Here is a 19,105-nt window from a genome sequence, read left to right as displayed (position 1 = left end):
AACAGGCGCGCCGGGCGCTTGCCGCAGGTGGCGGTGCTCTTTAGACTGGCGCCTCCTTAAATTCCAGAGCTGGGTCGATGCCTACAGTCTTCCCCGAAGATTCCGTCGGTCTGGTCTCCCCCCAGACCTTGCACTTCAGCGAACCGCTGGCCCTCGCCTGCGGCAAGACGCTTCCCGAATACCAGCTGGTGATCGAGACCTACGGCGAACTCAACGCGGCGCGCAGCAACGCCGTGCTGATCTGCCATGCCCTCTCCGGCCACCACCACGCCGCCGGCTACCACAGCACGGAAGAGCGCAAGCCGGGCTGGTGGGACAGCTGCATCGGTCCGGGAAAACCCATCGACACCCGCAAGTTCTTCGTCGTCGCGCTGAACAACCTTGGCGGCTGCAACGGCTCCACCGGCCCCGGCAGCCGCAATCCGGCCACCGGCAAGGTCTACGGTGCCGATTTCCCGGTGATCACGGTGGAAGACTGGGTCCACAGCCAGGCGCGCCTGGCCGACCGCCTGGGCATCCAGCAATGGGCCGCGGTGGTCGGCGGCAGCCTCGGCGGCATGCAGGCGCTGCAATGGACCATCAGCTACCCGGAGCGCGTGCGCCACTGCCTGAACATCGCCAGCGCGCCGAAGCTGTCGGCGCAGAACATCGCCTTCAACGAGGTGGCCCGGCAGGCGATCCTCTCCGACCCGGAGTTCCATGGCGGACACTTCCAGGAAAAGGGCGTGATCCCCAGGCGCGGCCTGATCCTCGCGCGCATGGTCGGCCACATCACCTACCTGTCGGATGACGCCATGGGCGAGAAATTCGGCCGCGTGATGAAGGCCGACAAGCTCAACTACGACCTGAGCAGCGTGGAATTCCAGGTCGAGAGCTACCTGCGCTACCAGGGCGAGGAGTTCTCCACCCGCTTCGACGCCAACACCTACCTGCTGATGACCAAGGCGCTGGACTACTTCGACCCGGCGGCGGCCCACGGCGGCGACCTGGCCAAGACCCTGGAGCACGTCAAGGCGGACTTCTGCCTGATGTCCTTCACCACCGACTGGCGCTTCTCCCCGGCCCGCTCGCGGGAGATGGTCGACGCCCTGCTGGCGGCGAAGAAGAACGTCACCTACCTGGACATCGACGCGCCGCAGGGCCACGACGCCTTCCTCATTCCGATACCCCGCTACCTGCAAGCATTCAGCGCTTACATGAAGCGCATCAGCGTATAAGGACCACCATGCGCGCCGATCTGGACATGATCAAAGACTGGATTCCCGCCGGCAGCCGGGTACTCGACCTCGGCTGCGGCGACGGCGAACTGCTCGCCTGGCTGCGCGACCACAAGCAGGTCAGCGGCTACGGGCTGGAGATCGATGCGGAAAACATCACCAAATGCATCGAAAATGGTGTGAACGTCATCGAGCAGGACCTCGACAAGGGCCTCGGCAACTTCGCCAGCGACAGCTTCGACGTGGTGGTGATGACCCAGGCGCTGCAGGCCGTGCACTACCCGGACCGGATTCTCGAAGAGATGCTGCGGGTCGGCCGCACCTGCATCATCACCTTCCCCAACTTCGGCCACTGGCGCTGCCGCTGGGACCTGCTGCGCAACGGCCGGATGCCGGTTTCCGAGTTCCTGCCGTACACCTGGTACAACACGCCGAACATCCACTTCTGCACCTTCAAGGACTTCGAGGCGCTGTGCCGCGAGAAGCGGCTGCGCGTGCTCGACCACATGGCGGTGGACCGCGAGCACCGGCACCGCTGGCAATGCCGAGTTTGGCCTAATCTGTTGGGAGAGATCGGCATTTACCGGATCAGCGGCCCCGGCGTGCAGGACCATCGCTTCGCCGTCTGACCCGCCACGCCACCGCGCCCAGGAGAACCACAATGCGCCGCCTGACTGCCCTTTTGCTCTGCCTCTTCCTCGCCGCACCGGCCTTCGCCGAACAGGTGAAGCGCCTGGGTGACATCCAGGTCCACTACATGGTGCTCAACTCCAGCTTCCTGCAGCCCAACGTGGCCGCCGCGGTCGGCCTGGTGCGCAGCAAGACCCAGGGCGTGGTCAACATCGTGCCGCAGGACGCCGCCGGCAAGCCGATAGACGCCACCGTATCCGGCTCCGCCAAGAACCTGCTCGGCCAGGAGACCACGCTGAACTTCAAGCGCGTGGCCGAGGAAGGCGCGGTCTATTACCTTGCGCAGTTCCCCATCACGCAACGCGAAACCCTGACCTTCAACATCCAGGTCCAGGCCGGCAAGGAAGCGCCGCAAAGCTTCCAGTTCATGCAGGAAATTTTCCCGGACGAATGATCAAGCTCGAACAACTGGTGCTGGCCAGTCACAACGCCGGCAAACTCAAGGAACTGCAGGCCATGCTCGGCGAGCATGTGCGCGTGCGCTCCATCGGCGAATTCAGCGACGTGGAACCGGAAGAGACCGGCCTGTCCTTCGTCGAGAACGCCATCCTCAAGGCGCGCAACGCCGCGCGGGTGTCCGGCCTGCCGGCGCTGGCGGATGACTCCGGCCTCGCCGTGGACCATCTAGGCGGCGCGCCGGGCATCTATTCCGCACGCTACGCCGACGGCAAGGGCGACGCGGCGAACAACGCCAAGCTGCTGGACGTGCTGAAGAACGTGCCGGACGCCGAGCGCGGCGCACAGTTCGTCAGCGTGCTGGCCCTGGTCCGCCATGCCGACGACCCACTGCCGATCCTCTGCGAAGGCATCTGGGAAGGCAGCATCCTCCATGAAGCGCGCGGCGCCAACGGCTTCGGCTACGACCCGCTGTTCTGGGTGCCGGAGCGCGAATGCTCCAGCGCCGAACTCGCCGCGGAAGACAAGAACCGCATCAGCCACCGCGCCCGCGCGATGGCACTGCTGAAGCAACGGCTGGGCTTATGAACACCCCAGGAAGCTCGAGGCTCGAAGCCGGGAGCGGCGCCGAGTCTCCGGCTTCCGCGTTCCGCCTGCCGCCCCTCTCCGCGTACGTCCATATCCCCTGGTGCGTGCGCAAATGCCCGTACTGCGACTTCAACTCCCACGCCGCCGGCCCTGAGCTGCCGGAAGACGACTACGTCGCCGCGCTGCTCGCCGACCTGCACGCCGACCTGGCGCACGTTCACGGACGCAAGCTGACCTCGATCTTCTTCGGCGGCGGCACCCCCAGCCTGTTCTCCGCCGACGCCATCGGCCGCATCCTCGATGGCCTGGAGCAGGAAGTCGGCTTCGAGCCGGACATCGAGATCACCCTGGAAGCCAACCCCGGTACCTTCGAACAGGCCAAATTCGCCGACTACCGCAGGCGTGGCGTCAATCGTCTGTCGATCGGCGTGCAGAGTTTCCAGGCCGAGAAGCTCAAGGCCCTCGGGCGCATCCACGACGGCGACGAGGCGGTACGCGCGGCGGACATGGCGCGCCAGGCCGGCTTCGACAACTTCAACCTCGACCTGATGCACGGCCTGCCGGACCAGAGCGTCGCCGACGCCCTCTCCGACCTCGAACAGGCCATCGCCCTGAACCCGACGCATATCTCCTGGTACCAACTGACCATGGAGCCGAACACGGTGTTCTGGAGCCAGCCGCCGGAGCTGCCGGAAGACGACGCACTGTGGGAAATCCAGGAAGCCGGCCAGGCGCGCCTGGCAGAGGCCGGTTACGTGCAGTACGAAACCTCCGCCTACGCCCGCGACGGCCGCCGCGCCCGGCACAACCTGAACTACTGGAGCTTCGGCGACTTCCTCGGCATCGGCGCCGGCGCCCACGCCAAGCTGAGCAGCCCGGACGGCCGCATCTGGCGCACCTGGAAGACTCGCCTGCCGAAGGACTACCTGAACCCGGCGAAAAGCTTCCAGGCCGGCGAACGCCTGCTGGAAGCGGCCGACCTGCCCTTCGAGTTCATGATGAACGTCCTGCGCCTGACCGACGGCGTACCCACCGCGCTATACAGCGAACGCACCGGCCTGCCGCTGGAGAGCATCGAAGCCGCCTGCCGCCTGGCGCGCAGCGAAGGCCTGCTGGCCGACGACGCCGAACGCCTGCGCCCGACGGAGCGCGGCCAGCTGTTCCTCAACGACCTGCTGCAGCATTTCCTGCCGTGAGGCTCGGTAAATGTTGGGCTTCACTTCGTTCAGCGCCAACCTACGGGGATCAGAGAATCCGCCCGTTCTCCCGCGCCGGCTCGAAGCGCACGGCGACGAACTTCGAGGTCGGTGTGTGGCTGCCGACGCCGTGGCTGTCCAGCGGCACCAGCGGGTTGGTTTCCGGGTAATAGGCGGCGGCCTGGCCGGCGGGGATGTCGAAGGCCAGCAGGGTGAAGCCGCTGACCCGGCGCTCCACGCCGTCGCTCCACAGCGACACCACATCGACCTTCTGCCCCGGCTGCAGGCCCAGGCGGTGGATATCCGCCTCGTTGGCGAACACCACCTCGCGCTGCCCGCGCACGCCGCGATAGCGGTCGTCGAGGCCGTAGATGGTGGTGTTGTACTGGTCGTGGGAACGCAGGGTCTGCAGGATCAGGTCCGGCTGCCGGCCGCTGTCGCGCACCTGCTGCGGCAGCAGGTCGTCCTTCAGCGGATGAGTCATGAAGCGCGCCTTGCCGGCGGCCGTGTTCCAGCGCCGTTCACCGGCGGCGTTGCCCAGGTAGAAGCCGCCCGGATGCTGCACGCGCCGGTTGAAATCGGCGAAGCCGGGAATGGTGTCGGCAATCAGCTCGCGGATACGGTCGTAGTCGGCGATCAGCGCGTCCCAGTCGACCGGATGATTGCCCAGGGTAGCCTTGGCGATGCCGGCGATAATCGCCGGCTCCGAACGCATCTGCTGCGAAAGCGGCTCCAACTGCCCGTAAGAGGCATGGATCATGCTGAACGAGTCTTCCACCGTCACCGCCTGCTTGCCTTCGACCTGGCGGTCGACGTCGGTGCGGCCGAGGCACGGCAGGATCAGTGCGTCGCCGCCGACAGTGAGGTGGCTGCGGTTGAGCTTGGTGCTGATCTGCACGGTCAGCGCGCAGTTGCCCAGCGCCTGGTGGGTACGCGCGCTGTCCGGCGTGGCCTGGGCGAAGTTGCCGCCGAGGCCGATGAACACTTTCGCCCGGCCATCGAGCATGGCATTGATCGCCTCGACCACGTTGTGCCCGTTATGCCGCGGCACCTTGAAGCGGAAGCGCTTCTCCATGGCGTCGAGGAACGCCGCCGGCGGCCGCTCGTTGATGCCCATGGTGCGGTCGCCCTGCACGTTGCTGTGGCCGCGCACCGGGCTGAGCCCCGCGCCCGGACGGCCGACGTTGCCGCGCAGCAGTTGCAGGTTGACGATTTCCTGGATGGTCGCCACCGAGTGATGGTGCTGGGTGATGCCCATCCCCCAGCAGACGATCACCCGCCCGGCGTCGCAGTACATCCGCGCGGCCTGGGCGATCTCGTGGCGCGGCAGGCCGGACTGGCGCTCGACCAGCTCCCATGGCGTGGCGTCCAGCTCGGCCAGGTAGGCGTCTACGCCATCGGTATGCTCGGCGATGAAGGCGTGGTCGAACACCGCCGGCTCGCCTTTCGCCTGGGCTTCGCGCTCCCAGTGCAGGAGAAACTTGGCGATGCCGCGGATGGCGGCCATGTCGCCGCCCAGCGCCGGGCGGAAGAACGCGGTGTTCAGCGGCGCCGAGCCGTTGGTGAGCATCTCCAGCGCGTGCTGCGGATGCTGGAGGCGCTCCAGCCCGCGCTCCTTCAGCGGATTGAAGCAGACCACCTGGGCGCCGCGCTTCACCGCCTCGCGCAGCGGTTCGAGCATGCGCGGATGGTTGGTGCCGGGGTTCTGGCCGAACACGAAGATCGCATCGGCGTGCTCGAAGTCGGCGAAGGTGACAGTGCCCTTGCCCACTCCCACGCTCTGCCCGAGCGCCACGCCGCTGGCCTCGTGGCACATGTTCGAGCAGTCCGGGAAGTTGTTGGTGCCATAGGCGCGGACGAACAGCTGGTAGAGGAACGCCGCCTCGTTGCTGGCCCGGCCGGAGGTATAGAACTCGGCCTGGTCGGGGCTTTCCAGTTTGTTCAGATATTCGGCGATCAGAGCGAAGGCGTCGTCCCAGCTAACCGGCAGGTAATGATCGGTGGCTGCGTCATAGCGCATCGGCTCGGTCAGCCGGCCCTGGTACTCCAGCCAGTAGTCACTCTGCCCGCGCAGGGCGCTGACTCTGTGGCGGGCGAAGAACGCCGCATCCACCCGGCGCTTGGTGGCCTCCCAGTTCACCGCCTTGGCGCCGTTCTCGCAGAACTTGATGCGGCCGTCCTCGGGCGAGTCGCCCCAGGCGCAACCGGGGCAGTCGAAGCCGCCGTTCTGGTTGGTCTTCAGCAGGGCGCGGAGGTTCTTGAACGGCTGCTTGCTGTCCAGCCAGAAGCGCGTGACGCTCTTCAGCGCGCCCCAGCCGGCGGCGGCCCCGCTGTAGGGTTTGTATTGCGGGTTGTGTGGTTGCAGGCTCATTGACGATCAGGCGGCTCAGTCGGTCTGCGGCGCCGGGCTGTATACCCGGGGCGCGCTGTGATGCGGAAGGTGGATCAGGTTGAGGTTGTGCTGCCGGGCCCACTGCACGGTGAGCGCGGTCGGCGCCGAGAGGCTGACCAGATTGGCGATGCCGGCACGCACGGCCTTGTGGATAAGTTCCAGGCTGCCGCGGCTGGTGACCACGGCGAAGCCTTCCTGGCAATCCAGCCCTTCCTGCTTGAGGCCGCCGACCAGCTTGTCGAGGGCGTTGTGGCGACCGATGTCCTCGCGGCACAGGCGGATTTCCCCGCTGCCATCGACGAACAGCGCGGCATGCAGGGCGCCGCTCTGGCGGGCGAGCTTCTGGAATTCGCCGATGCGCTCGCGCAGCCGCTGCAGGTGCGCGGCTGGCGGCAATGGCGCCGGGGCCAGTATCGGCAGTTGCGGCAATGCCTGGTCGAGCGCTTCCACGCCGCACAGGCCGCAGCCGCTGGTGCCGGCGAGTTGCCGCCGCTGGCGCTTGAGCGCCCAGAAGGCACGGCTGCTGATTTCCACTTCGGCGCTGACGGACTCGCCATGACTGATCAGGCGGATGTCATAGATATCGTCGATGGACTCGACCAGACCGTTGCCCAGGCTGAAGCCGCGCACGAAGTCTTCCAGGTCGCAGGGGGACACCATCATCACCGCCTGGCTCAGGCCGTTGTAGGCGATGGCCAGGGCCACTTCCTCGGCCAGCGCGGCGTGGCCGGTGTGCAGCTGCGGCTGGAGCTCGGCGTAGGCATAGTCGCCGGGCGGCGTGGCGATGGCCCGGGCATCGGCGGAGGCCGGGCGGGGATGCAGGCAAGGCATGGACTCGACCCTGTATTCGGGTGTTTTGTTCAGCCTAGGCTTGTGCGCGGGGGCAGTCTAATCGTTATTCCCGATGCCGTGATCGACGCGCTCTATCGGTTGAACAGGGATTCGCCCACCAGGTCGCGCACTTCGGCGAAACACGCCTCCGCCAGCGGCGAGCGCGGCGCGCCGCGACGCATGATCAGGCCAAGCGGCGAGAGGGTCCGGGCTTCTTCGATGGGCATCAGCGCAAGGTGGCTGCCGTGGGCATCTACACCGCTGCCCAGGGGCATGATGGCGCAGCAGATGCCGCGCTCCACCGCCTGCAGCAACTGGTGGACGGCATCGGTTTCCAGCCGCGGCCGGGGCGTCAGGCCACGGCTGCGGAAGGCATGGTCGATGGACTGGCGGAAATGCATGCCGGAGGAAAGCAGACCGAGCGGCAGGTCGACCAGGGTTTCCCAGCGCAGGCGCTCGCCGGCTGGCTGGAAGTGCCGGCGGTCGTGGAGCAGGCCCATGTGCGTTTCGGCCAGTTCGAGGCCCTCGAAATGCTCGCGATCGAGGCGGTCGAGATAGGACAGGCCGAGATCGAGCTGGTTGCGCCCGAGGCCTTCGAGGATCTGCTCGCTGCTGAGGGAGAACATCTGGAAGCGCAGCTCCGGATGGCGCTCGGCGAACAGTTCGACCAGCCGCATCGGGTCGAAGCCGGCCAGCGGCACCACGCCGAGGCGCAGGGTGCCGACCAGTTGCCCGCGACAGGCGGCGGCCTCCGCATACAACCCGTCGTGAGCGGCGAGCAGGCTGCGCGCCCAGGCCAGCACGCGCTCGCCGGCCTCGGTGAAACCTTCGAAGCGCTGGCCGCGGCGCACCAGCTCCAGGCCGAGCTCTTCTTCCAGATTGCGCAGGCGCATCGACAGGGTCGGCTGGGTAACGTGGCAGCGCGCCGCCGCCTGGCCGAAATGCCGGGTCTCGTCGAGGGCGCAGAGGAATTTCAGTTGCTTGATGTCCATGCGGGCTATTAACCCGGTCGTCGGCAGAATTGTCCAGATCAGTTCGAAGCCCATTCATACAGCGTCAGCGGACTAGACTGCCAGGTTACCGCGGCGCCATCCCGGCGCCGCCCATCGCCATCGGCGATAAGGAGAGATCGAGATGGGATTGCTGGCATTCGTGAAGGAAGCAGGAGAAAAACTCTGGGAAACCCTGGTCGGACAGGAAGCCCAGGCGGCTGAATCGCTGAAGGACCACGTCGCCAAGGTCGGGCTCGGCAACCCGAACATCCAGGTGAGCGTCGAAGGCGACAAGGTCATCGCCAGCGGCGAGGTGGCCAGCCAGGAGGAGAAGGAAAAGATTCTCCTGGCGCTGGGCAACGTCGCCGGCGTGTCCGGTGTCGAGGACAACATCACCGTGGCCACCCCGGCCCCCGCTGCGCGCTTCGTGACGGTGAAGAAGGGCGACACGCTGAGCGCCATCGCCAAGGCCGAGTACGGCAACGCCAACGCCTACATGAAGATCTTCGAGGCGAACAAGCCGATGCTCAGCCATCCGGACAAGATCTATCCGGGGCAGGTGTTGCGGATTCCGGAGTGATTCGCACCGGCGTGGCCTTTATCCCCTCACCCTAGCCCTCTCCCCAGGGAGAGGGAATTGTGCGGAGTGGCCAGCTGGCACGGCGCATATCCTTGCACCGTTTTACCCCCTCTCCCTCCGGGAGAGGGTTGGGGTGAGGGAATCGCGACGCCGGTGCTTCCGTAGGAGCGAGCTCTGCTCGCGAACGCCGGCAACTCAAAAGCTTCGCGAGCAGAGCTCGCTCCTACAAAAAGCCCCCTCGGTTGCAAGACAGTTGCTCCTACGATCCCGGATCAGCCCGTTCGTCACATTCCTTCGATTACTGCACGGTAGTCGTCGACGGCGACGAATTCGCCGGTGTCCTTCGGTCCCTTGCGGCTGTCCGGCTCGCGCACCGCGAGCAGGTGGGCGACGCCGAACTGCCGGGCGCTGCGCAGGATCGGCAGGCTGTCGTCGATGAACAGGCTGCGCGCCGGGTCGAAACCGATGTCGTCCTGCAGGGCCTGCCAGAATTGCTGGTCTTCCTTCGGATAGCCGTAGTCGTGGGAGCTGATCAGGCGGTCGAACCATGGCGCCAGCTCGACCCGCTCCAGCTTCAGCGACAGCGAATCGCGGTGGGCGTTGGTGATCAGCACCGTGCGCTTGCCCTGCAGGCGCAGGGCGGCGAGGAAGGTGTCGGCGTCCGGGCGCAGGGCGATCAGGTGGGCGACTTCGCGCTTGAGGTCGCGGACCGACAGCCTCAGCTCGCGGCTCCAGAAGTCCAGGCAGTACCAGTTGAGTTGCCCGGCGTGGTCGCGGAACAGTGGCTGCAGCTCGGCATCGGCCAGTTCGCGGCTGATGCCGTGGTGCTCGGCGTAGCGTTGCGGCAGGTGTTCCAGCCAGAAATGGTTGTCGAAATGCAGGTCGAGCAGGGTGCCGTCCATGTCGAGCAGGACGGTATCGATCTCGGCCCAGGGCAGGCGTGGCATTGGCGACTCGGTGGTGGATGCCGCAATCGTACGACCTGGCTGACGGCTGGACGTGATTGCGGACAGGGATAATCGGAAAAGGCGGGTTATCATAACCGACCCGCTCATTCCCAGGAGTTGTCCATGCGCCAGAAACCCACGGTGCTCGCCCGCGAGATAGTCGCCAAGAGCCGACTGTTCTGCGTCGAGGAACTGCAATTGCGCTTCGCCAATGGCGTCGAACGCACCTACGAGCGCCTGGTGGGCAAGGGCCAGGGCTACGGTGCGGTGATGATCGTGGCGCTGCTCGATGCCGAGCATGCCGTGCTGGTCGAGGAATACTGCGCAGGTGTGGACGAGTACCAGCTGTCGCTGCCCAAGGGCCTGGTCGAGCCGGGCGAAGACGTGCTCGCCGCGGCCAACCGCGAGCTGAAGGAAGAAGCCGGCTTCGGCGCCCACAAGCTGGAGTTCATCTCCGAGCTGTCGCTGTCGCCGGGCTACATGAGCCAGCGCATCCAGGTGGTGCTGGCGCGCGAGTTGTACCCGGAAAGCCTGCCGGGGGACGAGCCGGAGCCGATGCGGGTGGACAGGATCAGCCTGCGCGAGCTGTCCAGCCTGGCGCAGAACGCACAATTCAGCGAAGGGCGCGCACTGGCTGCCCTCTACCTTGTTCGCGATCTCCTCATCCAGCGCGGAGAATTCCAAGCATGACTCACACCCTGATTCCCGCGGTCGTCGACCTGGTGCACAAGGCCGGCGACCTGATCCTGCCGTTCTGGCACAGCGACCTGGCGATCGACGAGAAGGCCGATGCCTCGCCGGTCACCGTCGCCGACTTCGCCGCCCACCGCCTGCTGAGCGAGGGGTTGCGCGCCCTGGCGCCGGAGATCCCGGTGCTCTCCGAGGAAGACTGCGACATCCCGCTGGAGCAGCGCGTCGCCTGGGAGCGCTGGTGGCTGGTGGACCCGCTCGACGGCACCAAAGAATTCATCGCCGGCAGCGAGGAGTTCACCGTCAACGTCGCGCTGATCGAGCACGGCCGGGTGGTGTTCGGCGTGGTCGGCATTCCCGCCGCCAGCCGTTGCTACTACGGCGGTGCCGGCTTGGGCGCCTGGCGCGAAGAGCGCGATGACCAGCCGCAGGAAATCGCCGTGCGCGTGGCGCCGGACGAGGCCTTCACGGTGGTCGCCAGCAAGCGCCACTCCAGCCCGGCGCAGGAACGCCTGCTGGAGGGCCTGGCGGAGCGCTTCGGCAACCTGGCCCTGGCCAACATCGGCAGCTCGCTGAAGTTCTGCCTGCTGGCAGAAGGCTCAGCCGACTGCTACCCGCGCCTGGCGCCGACCTCGCAGTGGGACACCGCCGCCGCCCAAGGCGTGCTGGAAGGCGCCGGCGGCGAGGTGCTGAACCTGCGCGGCGAACCGTTCACCTACGAAGCGCGGGAGAACTTCCTCAACACCTCCTTCCTCGCCCTGCCGCAGGCAGCCGAGTGGCGCGAAGAGCTGATCCTGCTGGCCCGCGCGCTGGATTGATCTGTTCTGACTTAATGATGGGTATCGCTTCGCTCAACCCATCCTACATGGCTGAACTAACCAAGGTTGGCGCTGAGCGCAGCGAAGCCCAACATTTCCATGCCAGGCGTTGGGCTTCGCGTTGCTCAGCGCCAACCTACGCACCCGTGCATTTCTGGTGTTTTTCCATGCCTGAACTACCCGAAGTCGAAACAACCCGCCGCGGTATCGCACCCTATCTCGAAGGCCAGCGCGTCAGCCGCGTGGTCGTGCGCGAGCGGCGGCTGCGCTGGCCGATTCCCGAGGACCTCGACGTGCGCCTGTCCGGGCAGTTGATCCTCAAGGTCGAGCGGCGCGCCAAGTACCTGCTGCTCGGCGCCGAATCCGGCACGCTGATCAGCCATCTCGGCATGTCCGGCAGCCTGCGCCTGGTCGAATGCGGCCTGCCGGTGGCGAAGCACGAACATGTGGATATCGAGCTGGAATCCGGACTGGCGCTGCGCTACACCGACCCGCGACGCTTCGGCGCGCTGCTCTGGAGCCAGGCGCCGCTGGAGCACGAACTGCTGCGCAATCTCGGCCCGGAACCGCTGACCGACGCCTTCGAGGGCGAACGCCTGTACCAGATGTCCCGCGGCCGCAGCATGGCGGTCAAGCCGTTCATCATGGACAACGCGGTGGTGGTCGGGGTCGGCAACATCTACGCCAGCGAGGCGCTGTTCGCCGCCGGCATCGACCCGCGCCGCGAGGCCGGAAGCATCTCGCGCGCACGCTATGTGCGGCTGGCCGGGGAGATCAAGCGCATCCTGGCGATCGCCATCGAGTGCGGCGGCACCACCCTGCGCGACTTCGTCGGCGGCGACGGCAAGCCGGGCTATTTCCAGCAGGAACTGTTCGTCTACGGGCGCGGCGGCGAGTTCTGCAAGGTCTGCGGATCGACCCTGCGGGAAGTCCGCCTCGGCCAGCGCGCCAGCGTGTACTGCCCGCGCTGCCAGCGTTGAACCGTCCTTGCCGGCGATTGAAAGCGGTCACGGAGTAAAGCGCGGCAGCGCTGTTATAGTTATCGCAGTCTGCCCACGCCTATAACGCACATAAAAAGGACTTGCGCCATGAACCTGTTTCGCACGACCGCCGCTGTTCTGGCACTCACCTGCGGGCTTTCGGCCATGCCGGCCATGGCCCAGATGGACAAATACTCCAGTGGCGACCCGATCTACACGGTCGAGGCTCCGCCGGCCTATTCGATGATGGGCGACCTGATCTTCGCCCGCCCGCTGCTGATCGCCGCCACCATCGTCGGCACCGCCGCCTTCATCGTCACCCTGCCGTTCAGCGCGCTGGGCGGCAACGTCAAGGAAGCCGGGCAGGCGCTGGTGATCGATCCGGGCAAGGAAGCCTTCGTACGCTGCCTGGGCTGCACCTCCAGCGGCTACAAGAAGGACTGACGTCCTCTCCTGCGGCCCGTCGAGGTCGCAGCCGACCTTGCGAGCATTCCCGTGGAACCGAAGAAATACCTGCGGCCAGTCCTGCTGTTGCTGGCCGCGATAGCCCTCTCCGGAGCCTTCTGGTACAGCGGCGGCCTGCTGCAGCTCGGCGCCGGCCTCGGGCTGTTCCTGTTCGGCATGCAGTGCCTGGAAGAAGGCCTGCGCGACATGGCCGGCAGCAGCCTGGAAACCTGGCTCGAACGCAGCACCGCGACGCGCACCAAGAGCCTGCTGTTCGGCGTCTGCGGCACCATGCTGCTGCAGTCCAGCACGCTGGTCTCGCTGCTCACCATCGCCTTCATCAGTACCGGTCTGATCGGCCTGGCCAGCGGCATCGCCATCCTCTTCGGCGCCAACCTCGGCGCCACCAGCGGCATCTGGCTGCTCGCCCTGGCCGGGCAGAACCTCAGCCTCAGCCCGCTGGCCCTGCCGCTGCTGGTATTCGGCGTGCTGCTCGGCTTCAACGGCCCGAAAAGCAAGGCGGCGGGCCGGATCATGCTCGGCATCGCCTTCATCTTCCTCGGCATCGACCAGATCAAGGACGGCTTCTCCAGCTTCGGCCATGCCCTCGACATGAGCGGGCGGGAAGTCGAAGGCGTCCTCGGCGCGCTGCTGTTCGTCACCATCGGCACGCTGGTCACGGTGGTCCTGCAATCCAGCCACGCCACCCTGATGCTGACCCTCGCCGCCCTCGCCGGCGGCCAGCTCGAACTCGGCCAGAGCCTGGCCATCGCCATCGGCTCGAACGTCGGCAGCAGCGTCACCACCGCCTTCGTCGGCTCCCTCGGCGGCAACCGCAGCGGACAGCGGCTGGCGCTGGCGCACGTGCTGTTCAACGTGCTCACCGCCGTGCTCGCCTTCATCCTGCTGCAGCCGCTGACCTGGCTGGTGCGCTGGCTGCTGACCGACAACCCGCTGCTCCAGCTCGCCCTGTTCCACACCCTGTTCAACGCCATGGGCGTGCTGCTGTTCTGGCCCTGGCAGGGCCGTCTGGCGCAATGGCTGACCCGCTGGCTGCCGGAAGTCGAGGAGCCGCAGGTGCTGATCACCGACATGGCGCCTGCGCAGCCGGAAACCGAGCGCATCCATGCCCGCTACCTCAACGAACGCGCGCTGCATTCGGTGGATGCCGCGGCCAGCGCGGTGCTGCGCGAACTGCAGCACCTGCGCCGGCTGAGCATCGAGGTGATCTGCCACGCGCTCTACCTGCCGGTCGACCAGTTGGCCCAGCCCAGGCCCGACGAAGCCCTGCTGCGGGCGCATCCGGAGCGCTATTCGCTGGACGCGGAAACCCTCTACCAGCGGCATATCAAGGGGGTCTACAGCGACCTGCTGAGCTTCATGGGGCGCTTCGACATGGCGCTCGACGAGAAGCACCAGCGCTTCTGGATGACCTGCCAGGTGGTGGCGCTGCAACTGGTGGATGCGGTGAAGGACGCCAAGCACCTGCAGAAGAACCTCGGCTTCTGGCTGCAGTCCGACCACTCGGCGGCGCGCGATGCCTACGTGGAGCTGCGCCGTCACCTGCTCGTCGCCCTGCGCGAAGTGCGCGCGCTGGGTACGCTGGACGTCGCCAGCCTGCCGGAAGGCGCCTGGGCGGCGCGCCTGGCGCTGTTCGACCAGCAGGCCGCGCAGTTCGACACGGAGTTCCGCGAGCGGCTGTTCGGCGCGGTCCGCCGTCATGAACTGGACGGCCTGCAGACCAGCTCGCTGATGAACGATCTCGGCTACGTCAGCCGCATCATCCAGAGCCTGCGCAACGTGCTGCAGCTGGGTGTCGGCGAGGCGCTGTTCATCGATCTGCAGAGCCCGCCGGCGGAGCAGGAAGCGGCAATCGTCCTGCCCTGAGCGGCGTTCAGGGATTCGGCGGCTGCGCCGACAGGCCGATGCCGCGCGGGTCGCTGGCCGCGTCGACCGTGCCGGTCTTCTTGTCCCAGCGCAGCACCTGCTGGTTGCCGTAGCTGCGCCCGACATTCTTCAGCGTATAGCCGCGCCGCTGCAGGTCGGCCTCTTCGCTGGCGCTGAAGGTGCGCGGCTCGTGCTCCAGCACGTCCGGCATGTACTGGTGGTGGTAGCGCGGCGCCGAGACCCAGCGCTGGATGGGCTGGCCGTCCAGGTACTGCAGCATCGCCAGCAGCACCATGCTGGGAATGCGGCTGCCGCCGGGGGTGCCGAAGGCGGCGAGCTCGCTGGGGCTTTCGATGAAGCTCGGGCTCATGCTCGACAGCGGCCGCTTGCCCGGTGCGATGACGTTCGCCCGGCTGCCAGCCAGACCATAGGCGTTGGCGCCGGACGGATCGCTGGCGAAATCATCCATCTCGTCATTGAGCAGCACGCCGGTGCCCGGCACGGTGAAGGCCGCGCCGAATGGCAGGTTGATCGACAGCGTCCCCGCCACGGCGTTGCCCTGGGAGTCCATGACCACGAAATGCGTGGTGTGGTCGCCCTCGCGCCAGGCCGGCGCGCGCGGCAGGGTGGAGCTGGGCGTGGCGCGCTGCGGGTCGATGCCCTTGGCCAGCTCCTTCAGGTAGGCCGGCGCGAGCAGTTGCTGCAGCGGAATGGCCACCCGGTCCGGATCGCCGAGCAGGCCGCGGTCACGATAGGCGCGGCGCAGGGCCTCGGCCACCAGGTGCGCGCGCTGCGCCGGCTCGGCCTTGCGCCAGTCCAGTTGCTGGAGCATCGCCAGGCTCTGGGCGATGGCCACGCCACCGGCCGAAGGCGGCGGCGCGCTGATCAGCTCGCGCTGGTCGTCCAGGCGGAAGCGCAGCGGCTGGCGCTCCACGGTGCGGTAGTCGCGCAGGTCGGCGAGGGTCCAGATGCCGCCGGCCGCCTGCACCCCGCGTACCAGTTTCTCCGCGACATCGCCTTCGTAGAAGCCGATCCGCCCGTAGCGCGCCAGCTTGTCCAGCGTGCGCGCCAGCTCCGGCTGGCGCAGCAGGTCCCATTCCTCCGGCAGGTTGCCGCGGTCGAGGAAGATCCGCGCGGTTTCCGGATCGTCGCGCATGGCATCGAGACGCCCGTAGGCACGGTCGAGGTAGACACGGTCGATGGACACGCCATCGGTGGCCAGGCGAATGGCCGGCACCAGATTGTCGGCGAGCCGCTTGCGGCCGTAGCGGCTGGTGATGTCCACCAGCGCCGCCGGCAGCCCGGGAATGCCGGCGGCCAGCGCGCCGTTCAGCGAAAGCGCCGGCTGCACCTGGCCGTCGCGCACGTAGAGACGCTCGTCGGCGGCCAGCGGCGCGCGCTCGCGAGCATCGATGAAGCGATAGGTCGGCGGATTGCCGGCCTGGCGCAAGAGGAAGAAACCGCCGCCGCCAAGACCCGATCCGTAGGGCTCGGCCACCGCCAGCGCGGCGCTGATCGCCACCGCGGCATCGAAGGCGTTGCCGCCGTCGGCGAGGGTCTCCAGACCGGCCACGGTGGCGGCGGGATGGGCCGTGGCGACCGTGCCCTGGGCGGGATTCTCGGCGGCGTGCAGAACGACGCTGAGCAGCAGCAGGCTGCACAACGCGAGGTGGCGGGAACAGCTGTTCAACAGGGACATGGCATCTCACGAATCGCCGGTCAGCCCGGCGAATGGCCTGACGATAAATCGCTGGAGCGAACTGGGAGAATAGCCAATCCCGCCGGTCCGGGCGCAGCTGCCCGGTCAGTCGGTCGGAACGAGAGGGGTCAGGACTTGCCGGTGATCCGCTGGTATTTCTCCATCAACTGCTCCTTGCTCTCGACATTGGCGTCGTCGAGGGGGATGCAGTCGACCGGGCAGACTTGCTGGCATTGCGGCTCGTCGTAGTGACCGACGCATTCGGTGCACAGGTTCGGGTCGATCACGTAGATCTCCTCGCCTTGCGAGATCGCACCGTTCGGGCACTCGGGTTCGCAGACGTCGCAGTTGATGCAATCGTCGGTGATCTTAAGGGACATCGAAAAACTCCGGCCATGGGCGGCGGCATGGCGATTCAGGAATGGAACTCTGCAATTTTGCCGCATCGGCGCCCGCAGTGCACGCGGGGCGAAGTCCGCCATCCATGGCGGACGCTGTGATCAGCGCTGGAAACGCTCGGAAAGCGCGGTGGCGACCACCGGATGGACGAACTTGGTGATGTCCCCGCCGAGGGCAGCTATTTCACGAACCAGCGTCGAGGAAATAAAGGAGTACTTCTCGGACGGGGTGAGGAACATGCTCTCGATGTCCGGCGCCAGTTGGCGGTTCATGTTGGCCAGCTGGAACTCGTATTCGAAGTCCGACACCGCGCGCAGTCCGCGCAACAGGATGTTGGCGTTCTGTTCCTTGACGAAATGCACGAGCAGCGAGGAGAAGCCGACCACGGTGACATTGGGCAGGTGCGCGGTCACCTCGCGGCACAGCTCTACCCGTTGTTCCAGGGGGAACAGCGGATTCTTCTTCGGACTCGCGGCGACAGCAATGACCACGTGGTCGAACAGACGAGAGGCGCGCTCGACCAGGTCGGCATGGCCCTTGGTGATCGGGTCGAATGTACCCGGGTACAGCACTCGGTTCATCGCGGCGTCCTGTCAGCTCTGTGGATCTGCGTTGTAATTGGAGGCCCGGATGGTAACGCACGCCGGCCGCCGCGGCCAAGCGTGCATGCGGCCGTTTGGCGCAGCGTGCCGCCAGACCGGGCCGGCGGCCTGGCTGCACTGCATATCAGGCCTTGCCCAGCCGCTCGGCAAGGGCGCTGGCCAGCTTCGCGGTCAGGCCGTAGACCGACAGCTGCGGGTTGGCGCCGATGCTGGTGGGGAACAGCGAACCGTCGTGGATCGACAGGTTGGCCAGTTGATGGTGCCGGCCGAGGCTGTCGCAGACCGCCCGCTGCGGGTCCTCGCCCATGGCGCAGCCGCCCATCACGTGGGCGCTGCCCAGGCGGGTGCGGTAGAGCTCCAGGCTCAGGCCGTCGATCACGGCGCGGGCTTCCTTCAGGGTGTTCACGTAGCCGGCGTCGGCGTGCAGCGGCATCACCGCCTTCGCCCCGGCGGCGAACTGGATTTCCGCCATGGTGTGGAAGGCGCGGCGGATGCCGTCCCAGGTGTAGTCGGTCATCCGGTAGTCGAGCACCGGAGTGTCGTCGCCGCGCAGGCTGACCGTGCCTTCCGCGCTGTCTGGATGGAAACCGTCGCGCATCAGGGCGAGGATCACGTTGGTATGCGGCAGCTGCTCCATGCGCAGCGCGTTGTCCACACCGAAGCGGCCGAGCAGCGTGGCCGTCAGCGCCGGATGCAGCGGCGGCACTTCCAGCTTGTAGGACATGCGTCCGGCGGTGCCGTCGTCCCACTGGAAATGGTCCGAGTAGATCGACTGCGGCGCGCCGTAGAACGGGTTGATCACGTTGTCGAACTGCGCCGCGCTGAAGTTCACCAGATGCAGGAAGGTGCGCTTGCCGACGCGTCCGTACGGGTCAGGCGCATTCGAGCGCAGGAGGATCGCCGGGGTGTTGATGCCGCCGCCGGAGAGCACGTAGTGGCGCGCGCGGATGGTGATCCTGCGCCCGTTCGGCGCCACGCAGCGCTCGTCCATGCCCAGGCATTCCAGGCCGGTGACCTTGTCGCCGTCGATCAGCAGGCGGTTGGCGCGCGCCAGGTAGAGCAGCTCGCCGCCCTTCTCCAGGGTCGCGGGAATGGTGGTGACCAGCATCGACTGCTTGGCGTTGGTCGGACAGCCCATCCCGCAGTAGCCGATGTTCCAGCAGCCGCGCACGTTGCGCGGGATCACTTTCCAGTGATAGCCGAGCTTCTCGCAGCCGTTCCTGATCACCTCGTTGTTGGAGTTCGGCGGAATCGCCCAGGGCGCGACGCCCAGGCGCTGCTCCATCTTCTCGAACCAGGGCGCCATCTCGGCGCTGCCGTGGCCCTTGACGCCGTGCTCCTGCGCCCAGTGCTCCAGGGTCGGCTGCGGGGTGCGGAAGCTGGAAGTCCAGTTGACCAGCGTGGTGCCGCCCACGGCGCGGCCCTGGAGGATGGTGATGGCGCCATCCTTGCTCATCCGCCCGATGCCTTCCTGGTACAGGCTGGAATAGGCCTCGGCCTCCTGCAGCTTGAAGTCGGAACTGGTCTTCAGCGGCCCCTCCTCCACCAGCAGCACCTTGAAGCCGGCGGCGCTGAGGATTTCCGCGCTGGTGCCGCCACCGGCGCCGGTGCCGACGATGACCACGTCGGCTTCGAGGGTCAGGTCGTTGTCCAGGCGCGAGCCATCATGGACTTTCCAGCCACGGGCCAGGCCCTGGGCGAACAGATCGGGTACAGGCATCTAAAAAACTCTCTCAGGCGAATGCTTTCTTGTTCTT

Annotated in this window: 19 protein-coding genes; 11 read left to right on the top strand and 8 right to left on the bottom strand. The window is 66.9% G+C overall.

The genetic code is table 11. From position 1 onward, the window contains the following. Positions 1-77: 77 nt before the first annotated feature. Genes metX through hemW form a run of 5 tightly spaced genes read left to right on the top strand, consistent with a single transcriptional unit; the run spans position 78 to position 4,087 of the window. Complete coding sequence (metX, locus tag JFY56_RS23985) at positions 78-1,217, top strand: homoserine O-succinyltransferase MetX (RefSeq protein WP_208316790.1); 1,140 nt, start codon at positions 78-80, stop codon at positions 1,215-1,217. A gap of 8 nt (positions 1,218-1,225) precedes the next feature. Continuing rightward, positions 1,226-1,846 carry a methionine biosynthesis protein MetW gene (metW, locus tag JFY56_RS23980; RefSeq protein ID WP_208316789.1) on the top strand — a complete coding sequence of 207 codons (621 nt, stop codon included), beginning with the start codon at positions 1,226-1,228 and terminating at the stop codon, positions 1,844-1,846. 32 nt (positions 1,847-1,878) lie between these two features. After that, entirely contained in the window at positions 1,879-2,301 is a 423-nt protein-coding gene (locus JFY56_RS23975; RefSeq protein WP_208316788.1) for a DUF4426 domain-containing protein, read from the top strand. Further along, a complete protein-coding gene (rdgB, locus tag JFY56_RS23970) occupies positions 2,298-2,891 on the top strand; it encodes an RdgB/HAM1 family non-canonical purine NTP pyrophosphatase (RefSeq protein WP_208316787.1) in 594 nt (197 codons plus the stop codon). The genes JFY56_RS23975 and rdgB overlap by 4 nt, the downstream gene beginning before the upstream one ends. After that, complete coding sequence (hemW, locus tag JFY56_RS23965) at positions 2,888-4,087, top strand: radical SAM family heme chaperone HemW (protein WP_208316786.1); 1,200 nt, start codon at positions 2,888-2,890, stop codon at positions 4,085-4,087. Before rdgB ends, hemW begins: the two co-directional genes overlap by 4 nt. Before the next feature lie 49 nt (positions 4,088-4,136). Here hemW and JFY56_RS23960 read toward each other — a convergent pair whose 3' ends face one another. The 3 genes from JFY56_RS23960 to JFY56_RS23950 form a co-directional block, all read right to left on the bottom strand. After that, complete coding sequence (locus JFY56_RS23960; RefSeq protein ID WP_208316785.1) at positions 4,137-6,458, bottom strand: FdhF/YdeP family oxidoreductase; 2,322 nt, start codon at positions 6,456-6,458, stop codon at positions 4,137-4,139. A gap of 15 nt (positions 6,459-6,473) precedes the next feature. Beyond that, entirely contained in the window at positions 6,474-7,310 is an 837-nt protein-coding gene (fdhD, locus tag JFY56_RS23955) for a formate dehydrogenase accessory sulfurtransferase FdhD (RefSeq protein ID WP_208316784.1), read from the bottom strand. A gap of 92 nt (positions 7,311-7,402) precedes the next feature. Beyond that, positions 7,403-8,302, bottom strand: coding sequence for a LysR family transcriptional regulator (locus JFY56_RS23950; RefSeq protein WP_208316783.1), 900 nt, complete (start codon positions 8,300-8,302; stop codon positions 7,403-7,405). Between the two features lie 142 nt (positions 8,303-8,444). Here JFY56_RS23950 and lysM point away from each other — a divergent pair, with 142 nt between their 5' ends. Next, positions 8,445-8,882: a peptidoglycan-binding protein LysM gene (gene lysM, locus JFY56_RS23945; RefSeq protein WP_208316782.1), complete on the top strand. Its 438-nt coding sequence runs from the start codon at positions 8,445-8,447 to the stop codon at positions 8,880-8,882. Between the two features lie 284 nt (positions 8,883-9,166). On the opposite strand, the gene yrfG is transcribed toward lysM, so the two are convergent. Further along, positions 9,167-9,829, bottom strand: a complete 663-nt coding sequence (gene yrfG, locus JFY56_RS23940; protein ID WP_208316781.1) for a GMP/IMP nucleotidase — start codon at positions 9,827-9,829, stop codon at positions 9,167-9,169. Positions 9,830-9,952: 123 nt separating this feature from the next. On the opposite strand from yrfG, the gene nudE reads away from it, so the two are divergent. The 5 genes from nudE to JFY56_RS23915 all read left to right on the top strand — a co-directional run bounded on the left by nudE (position 9,953) and on the right by JFY56_RS23915 (position 14,648). After that, positions 9,953-10,519 (top strand): ADP compounds hydrolase NudE, encoded by a 567-nt coding sequence (gene nudE, locus JFY56_RS23935; protein ID WP_208316780.1) that lies wholly within the window; start codon positions 9,953-9,955, stop codon positions 10,517-10,519. Then, entirely contained in the window at positions 10,516-11,337 is an 822-nt protein-coding gene (cysQ, locus tag JFY56_RS23930) for a 3'(2'),5'-bisphosphate nucleotidase CysQ (protein ID WP_208316779.1), read from the top strand. The genes nudE and cysQ overlap by 4 nt, the downstream gene beginning before the upstream one ends. Before the next feature lie 167 nt (positions 11,338-11,504). Further along, positions 11,505-12,317 carry a bifunctional DNA-formamidopyrimidine glycosylase/DNA-(apurinic or apyrimidinic site) lyase gene (mutM, locus tag JFY56_RS23925; RefSeq protein ID WP_208316778.1) on the top strand — a complete coding sequence of 271 codons (813 nt, stop codon included), beginning with the start codon at positions 11,505-11,507 and terminating at the stop codon, positions 12,315-12,317. A gap of 108 nt (positions 12,318-12,425) precedes the next feature. Next, positions 12,426-12,761, top strand: coding sequence for a multidrug transporter (locus JFY56_RS23920; RefSeq protein ID WP_208316777.1), 336 nt, complete (start codon positions 12,426-12,428; stop codon positions 12,759-12,761). Between the two features lie 51 nt (positions 12,762-12,812). After that, positions 12,813-14,648 (top strand): Na/Pi cotransporter family protein, encoded by a 1,836-nt coding sequence (locus tag JFY56_RS23915; protein ID WP_208316776.1) that lies wholly within the window; start codon positions 12,813-12,815, stop codon positions 14,646-14,648. Between the two features lie 7 nt (positions 14,649-14,655). On the opposite strand, the gene ggt is transcribed toward JFY56_RS23915, so the two are convergent. The 4 genes from ggt to JFY56_RS23895 all read right to left on the bottom strand — a co-directional run bounded on the left by ggt (position 14,656) and on the right by JFY56_RS23895 (position 19,068). Next, on the bottom strand, positions 14,656-16,347 hold the full coding sequence (gene ggt, locus JFY56_RS23910) for a gamma-glutamyltransferase (protein ID WP_208316775.1): 1,692 nt from the start codon (positions 16,345-16,347) through the stop codon (positions 14,656-14,658). Between the two features lie 128 nt (positions 16,348-16,475). Continuing rightward, the gene (locus JFY56_RS23905) at positions 16,476-16,727 is read right to left on the bottom strand and encodes a YfhL family 4Fe-4S dicluster ferredoxin (protein WP_208316774.1); all 252 of its coding nucleotides are present in this window, start codon (positions 16,725-16,727) and stop codon (positions 16,476-16,478) included. 120 nt (positions 16,728-16,847) lie between these two features. Beyond that, positions 16,848-17,327, bottom strand: a complete 480-nt coding sequence (gene coaD / locus JFY56_RS23900) for a pantetheine-phosphate adenylyltransferase (RefSeq protein ID WP_208316773.1) — start codon at positions 17,325-17,327, stop codon at positions 16,848-16,850. Positions 17,328-17,472: 145 nt separating this feature from the next. After that, positions 17,473-19,068: a GMC family oxidoreductase gene (locus JFY56_RS23895; protein ID WP_208316772.1), complete on the bottom strand. Its 1,596-nt coding sequence runs from the start codon at positions 19,066-19,068 to the stop codon at positions 17,473-17,475. Positions 19,069-19,105: the final 37 nt, after the last annotated feature.

This window comes from Pseudomonas schmalbachii (assembly GCF_017589465.1).
Classification (GTDB): Bacteria; Pseudomonadota; Gammaproteobacteria; order Pseudomonadales; family Pseudomonadaceae; genus Pseudomonas; species Pseudomonas schmalbachii.
Note: the sequence above shows the minus strand (reverse complement) of the source record. Positions and strands in the feature narration are given on the sequence as shown.

What these genes read in the sequence shown, in the direction of transcription:
- JFY56_RS23905 (WP_208316774.1), bottom strand. Translation starts at nt 16,727, where the DNA reads ATGTCCCTTAAGATCACCGACGATTGCATCAACTGCGACGTCTGCGAA.
- coaD (WP_208316773.1), bottom strand. Translation starts at nt 17,327, where the DNA reads ATGAACCGAGTGCTGTACCCGGGTACATTCGACCCGATCACCAAGGGC.
- metW (WP_208316789.1), top strand. Translation starts at nt 1,226, where the DNA reads ATGCGCGCCGATCTGGACATGATCAAAGACTGGATTCCCGCCGGCAGC.
- ggt (WP_208316775.1), bottom strand. Translation starts at nt 16,347, where the DNA reads ATGTCCCTGTTGAACAGCTGTTCCCGCCACCTCGCGTTGTGCAGCCTG.
- mutM (WP_208316778.1), top strand. Translation starts at nt 11,505, where the DNA reads ATGCCTGAACTACCCGAAGTCGAAACAACCCGCCGCGGTATCGCACCC.
- JFY56_RS23895 (WP_208316772.1), bottom strand. Translation starts at nt 19,068, where the DNA reads ATGCCTGTACCCGATCTGTTCGCCCAGGGCCTGGCCCGTGGCTGGAAA.
- cysQ (WP_208316779.1), top strand. Translation starts at nt 10,516, where the DNA reads ATGACTCACACCCTGATTCCCGCGGTCGTCGACCTGGTGCACAAGGCC.
- hemW (WP_208316786.1), top strand. Translation starts at nt 2,888, where the DNA reads ATGAACACCCCAGGAAGCTCGAGGCTCGAAGCCGGGAGCGGCGCCGAG.
- JFY56_RS23960 (WP_208316785.1), bottom strand. Translation starts at nt 6,458, where the DNA reads ATGAGCCTGCAACCACACAACCCGCAATACAAACCCTACAGCGGGGCC.
- JFY56_RS23950 (WP_208316783.1), bottom strand. Translation starts at nt 8,302, where the DNA reads ATGGACATCAAGCAACTGAAATTCCTCTGCGCCCTCGACGAGACCCGG.
- metX (WP_208316790.1), top strand. Translation starts at nt 78, where the DNA reads ATGCCTACAGTCTTCCCCGAAGATTCCGTCGGTCTGGTCTCCCCCCAG.
- rdgB (WP_208316787.1), top strand. Translation starts at nt 2,298, where the DNA reads ATGATCAAGCTCGAACAACTGGTGCTGGCCAGTCACAACGCCGGCAAA.
- lysM (WP_208316782.1), top strand. Translation starts at nt 8,445, where the DNA reads ATGGGATTGCTGGCATTCGTGAAGGAAGCAGGAGAAAAACTCTGGGAA.
- nudE (WP_208316780.1), top strand. Translation starts at nt 9,953, where the DNA reads ATGCGCCAGAAACCCACGGTGCTCGCCCGCGAGATAGTCGCCAAGAGC.
- JFY56_RS23920 (WP_208316777.1), top strand. Translation starts at nt 12,426, where the DNA reads ATGAACCTGTTTCGCACGACCGCCGCTGTTCTGGCACTCACCTGCGGG.
- fdhD (WP_208316784.1), bottom strand. Translation starts at nt 7,310, where the DNA reads ATGCCTTGCCTGCATCCCCGCCCGGCCTCCGCCGATGCCCGGGCCATC.
- yrfG (WP_208316781.1), bottom strand. Translation starts at nt 9,829, where the DNA reads ATGCCACGCCTGCCCTGGGCCGAGATCGATACCGTCCTGCTCGACATG.
- JFY56_RS23975 (WP_208316788.1), top strand. Translation starts at nt 1,879, where the DNA reads ATGCGCCGCCTGACTGCCCTTTTGCTCTGCCTCTTCCTCGCCGCACCG.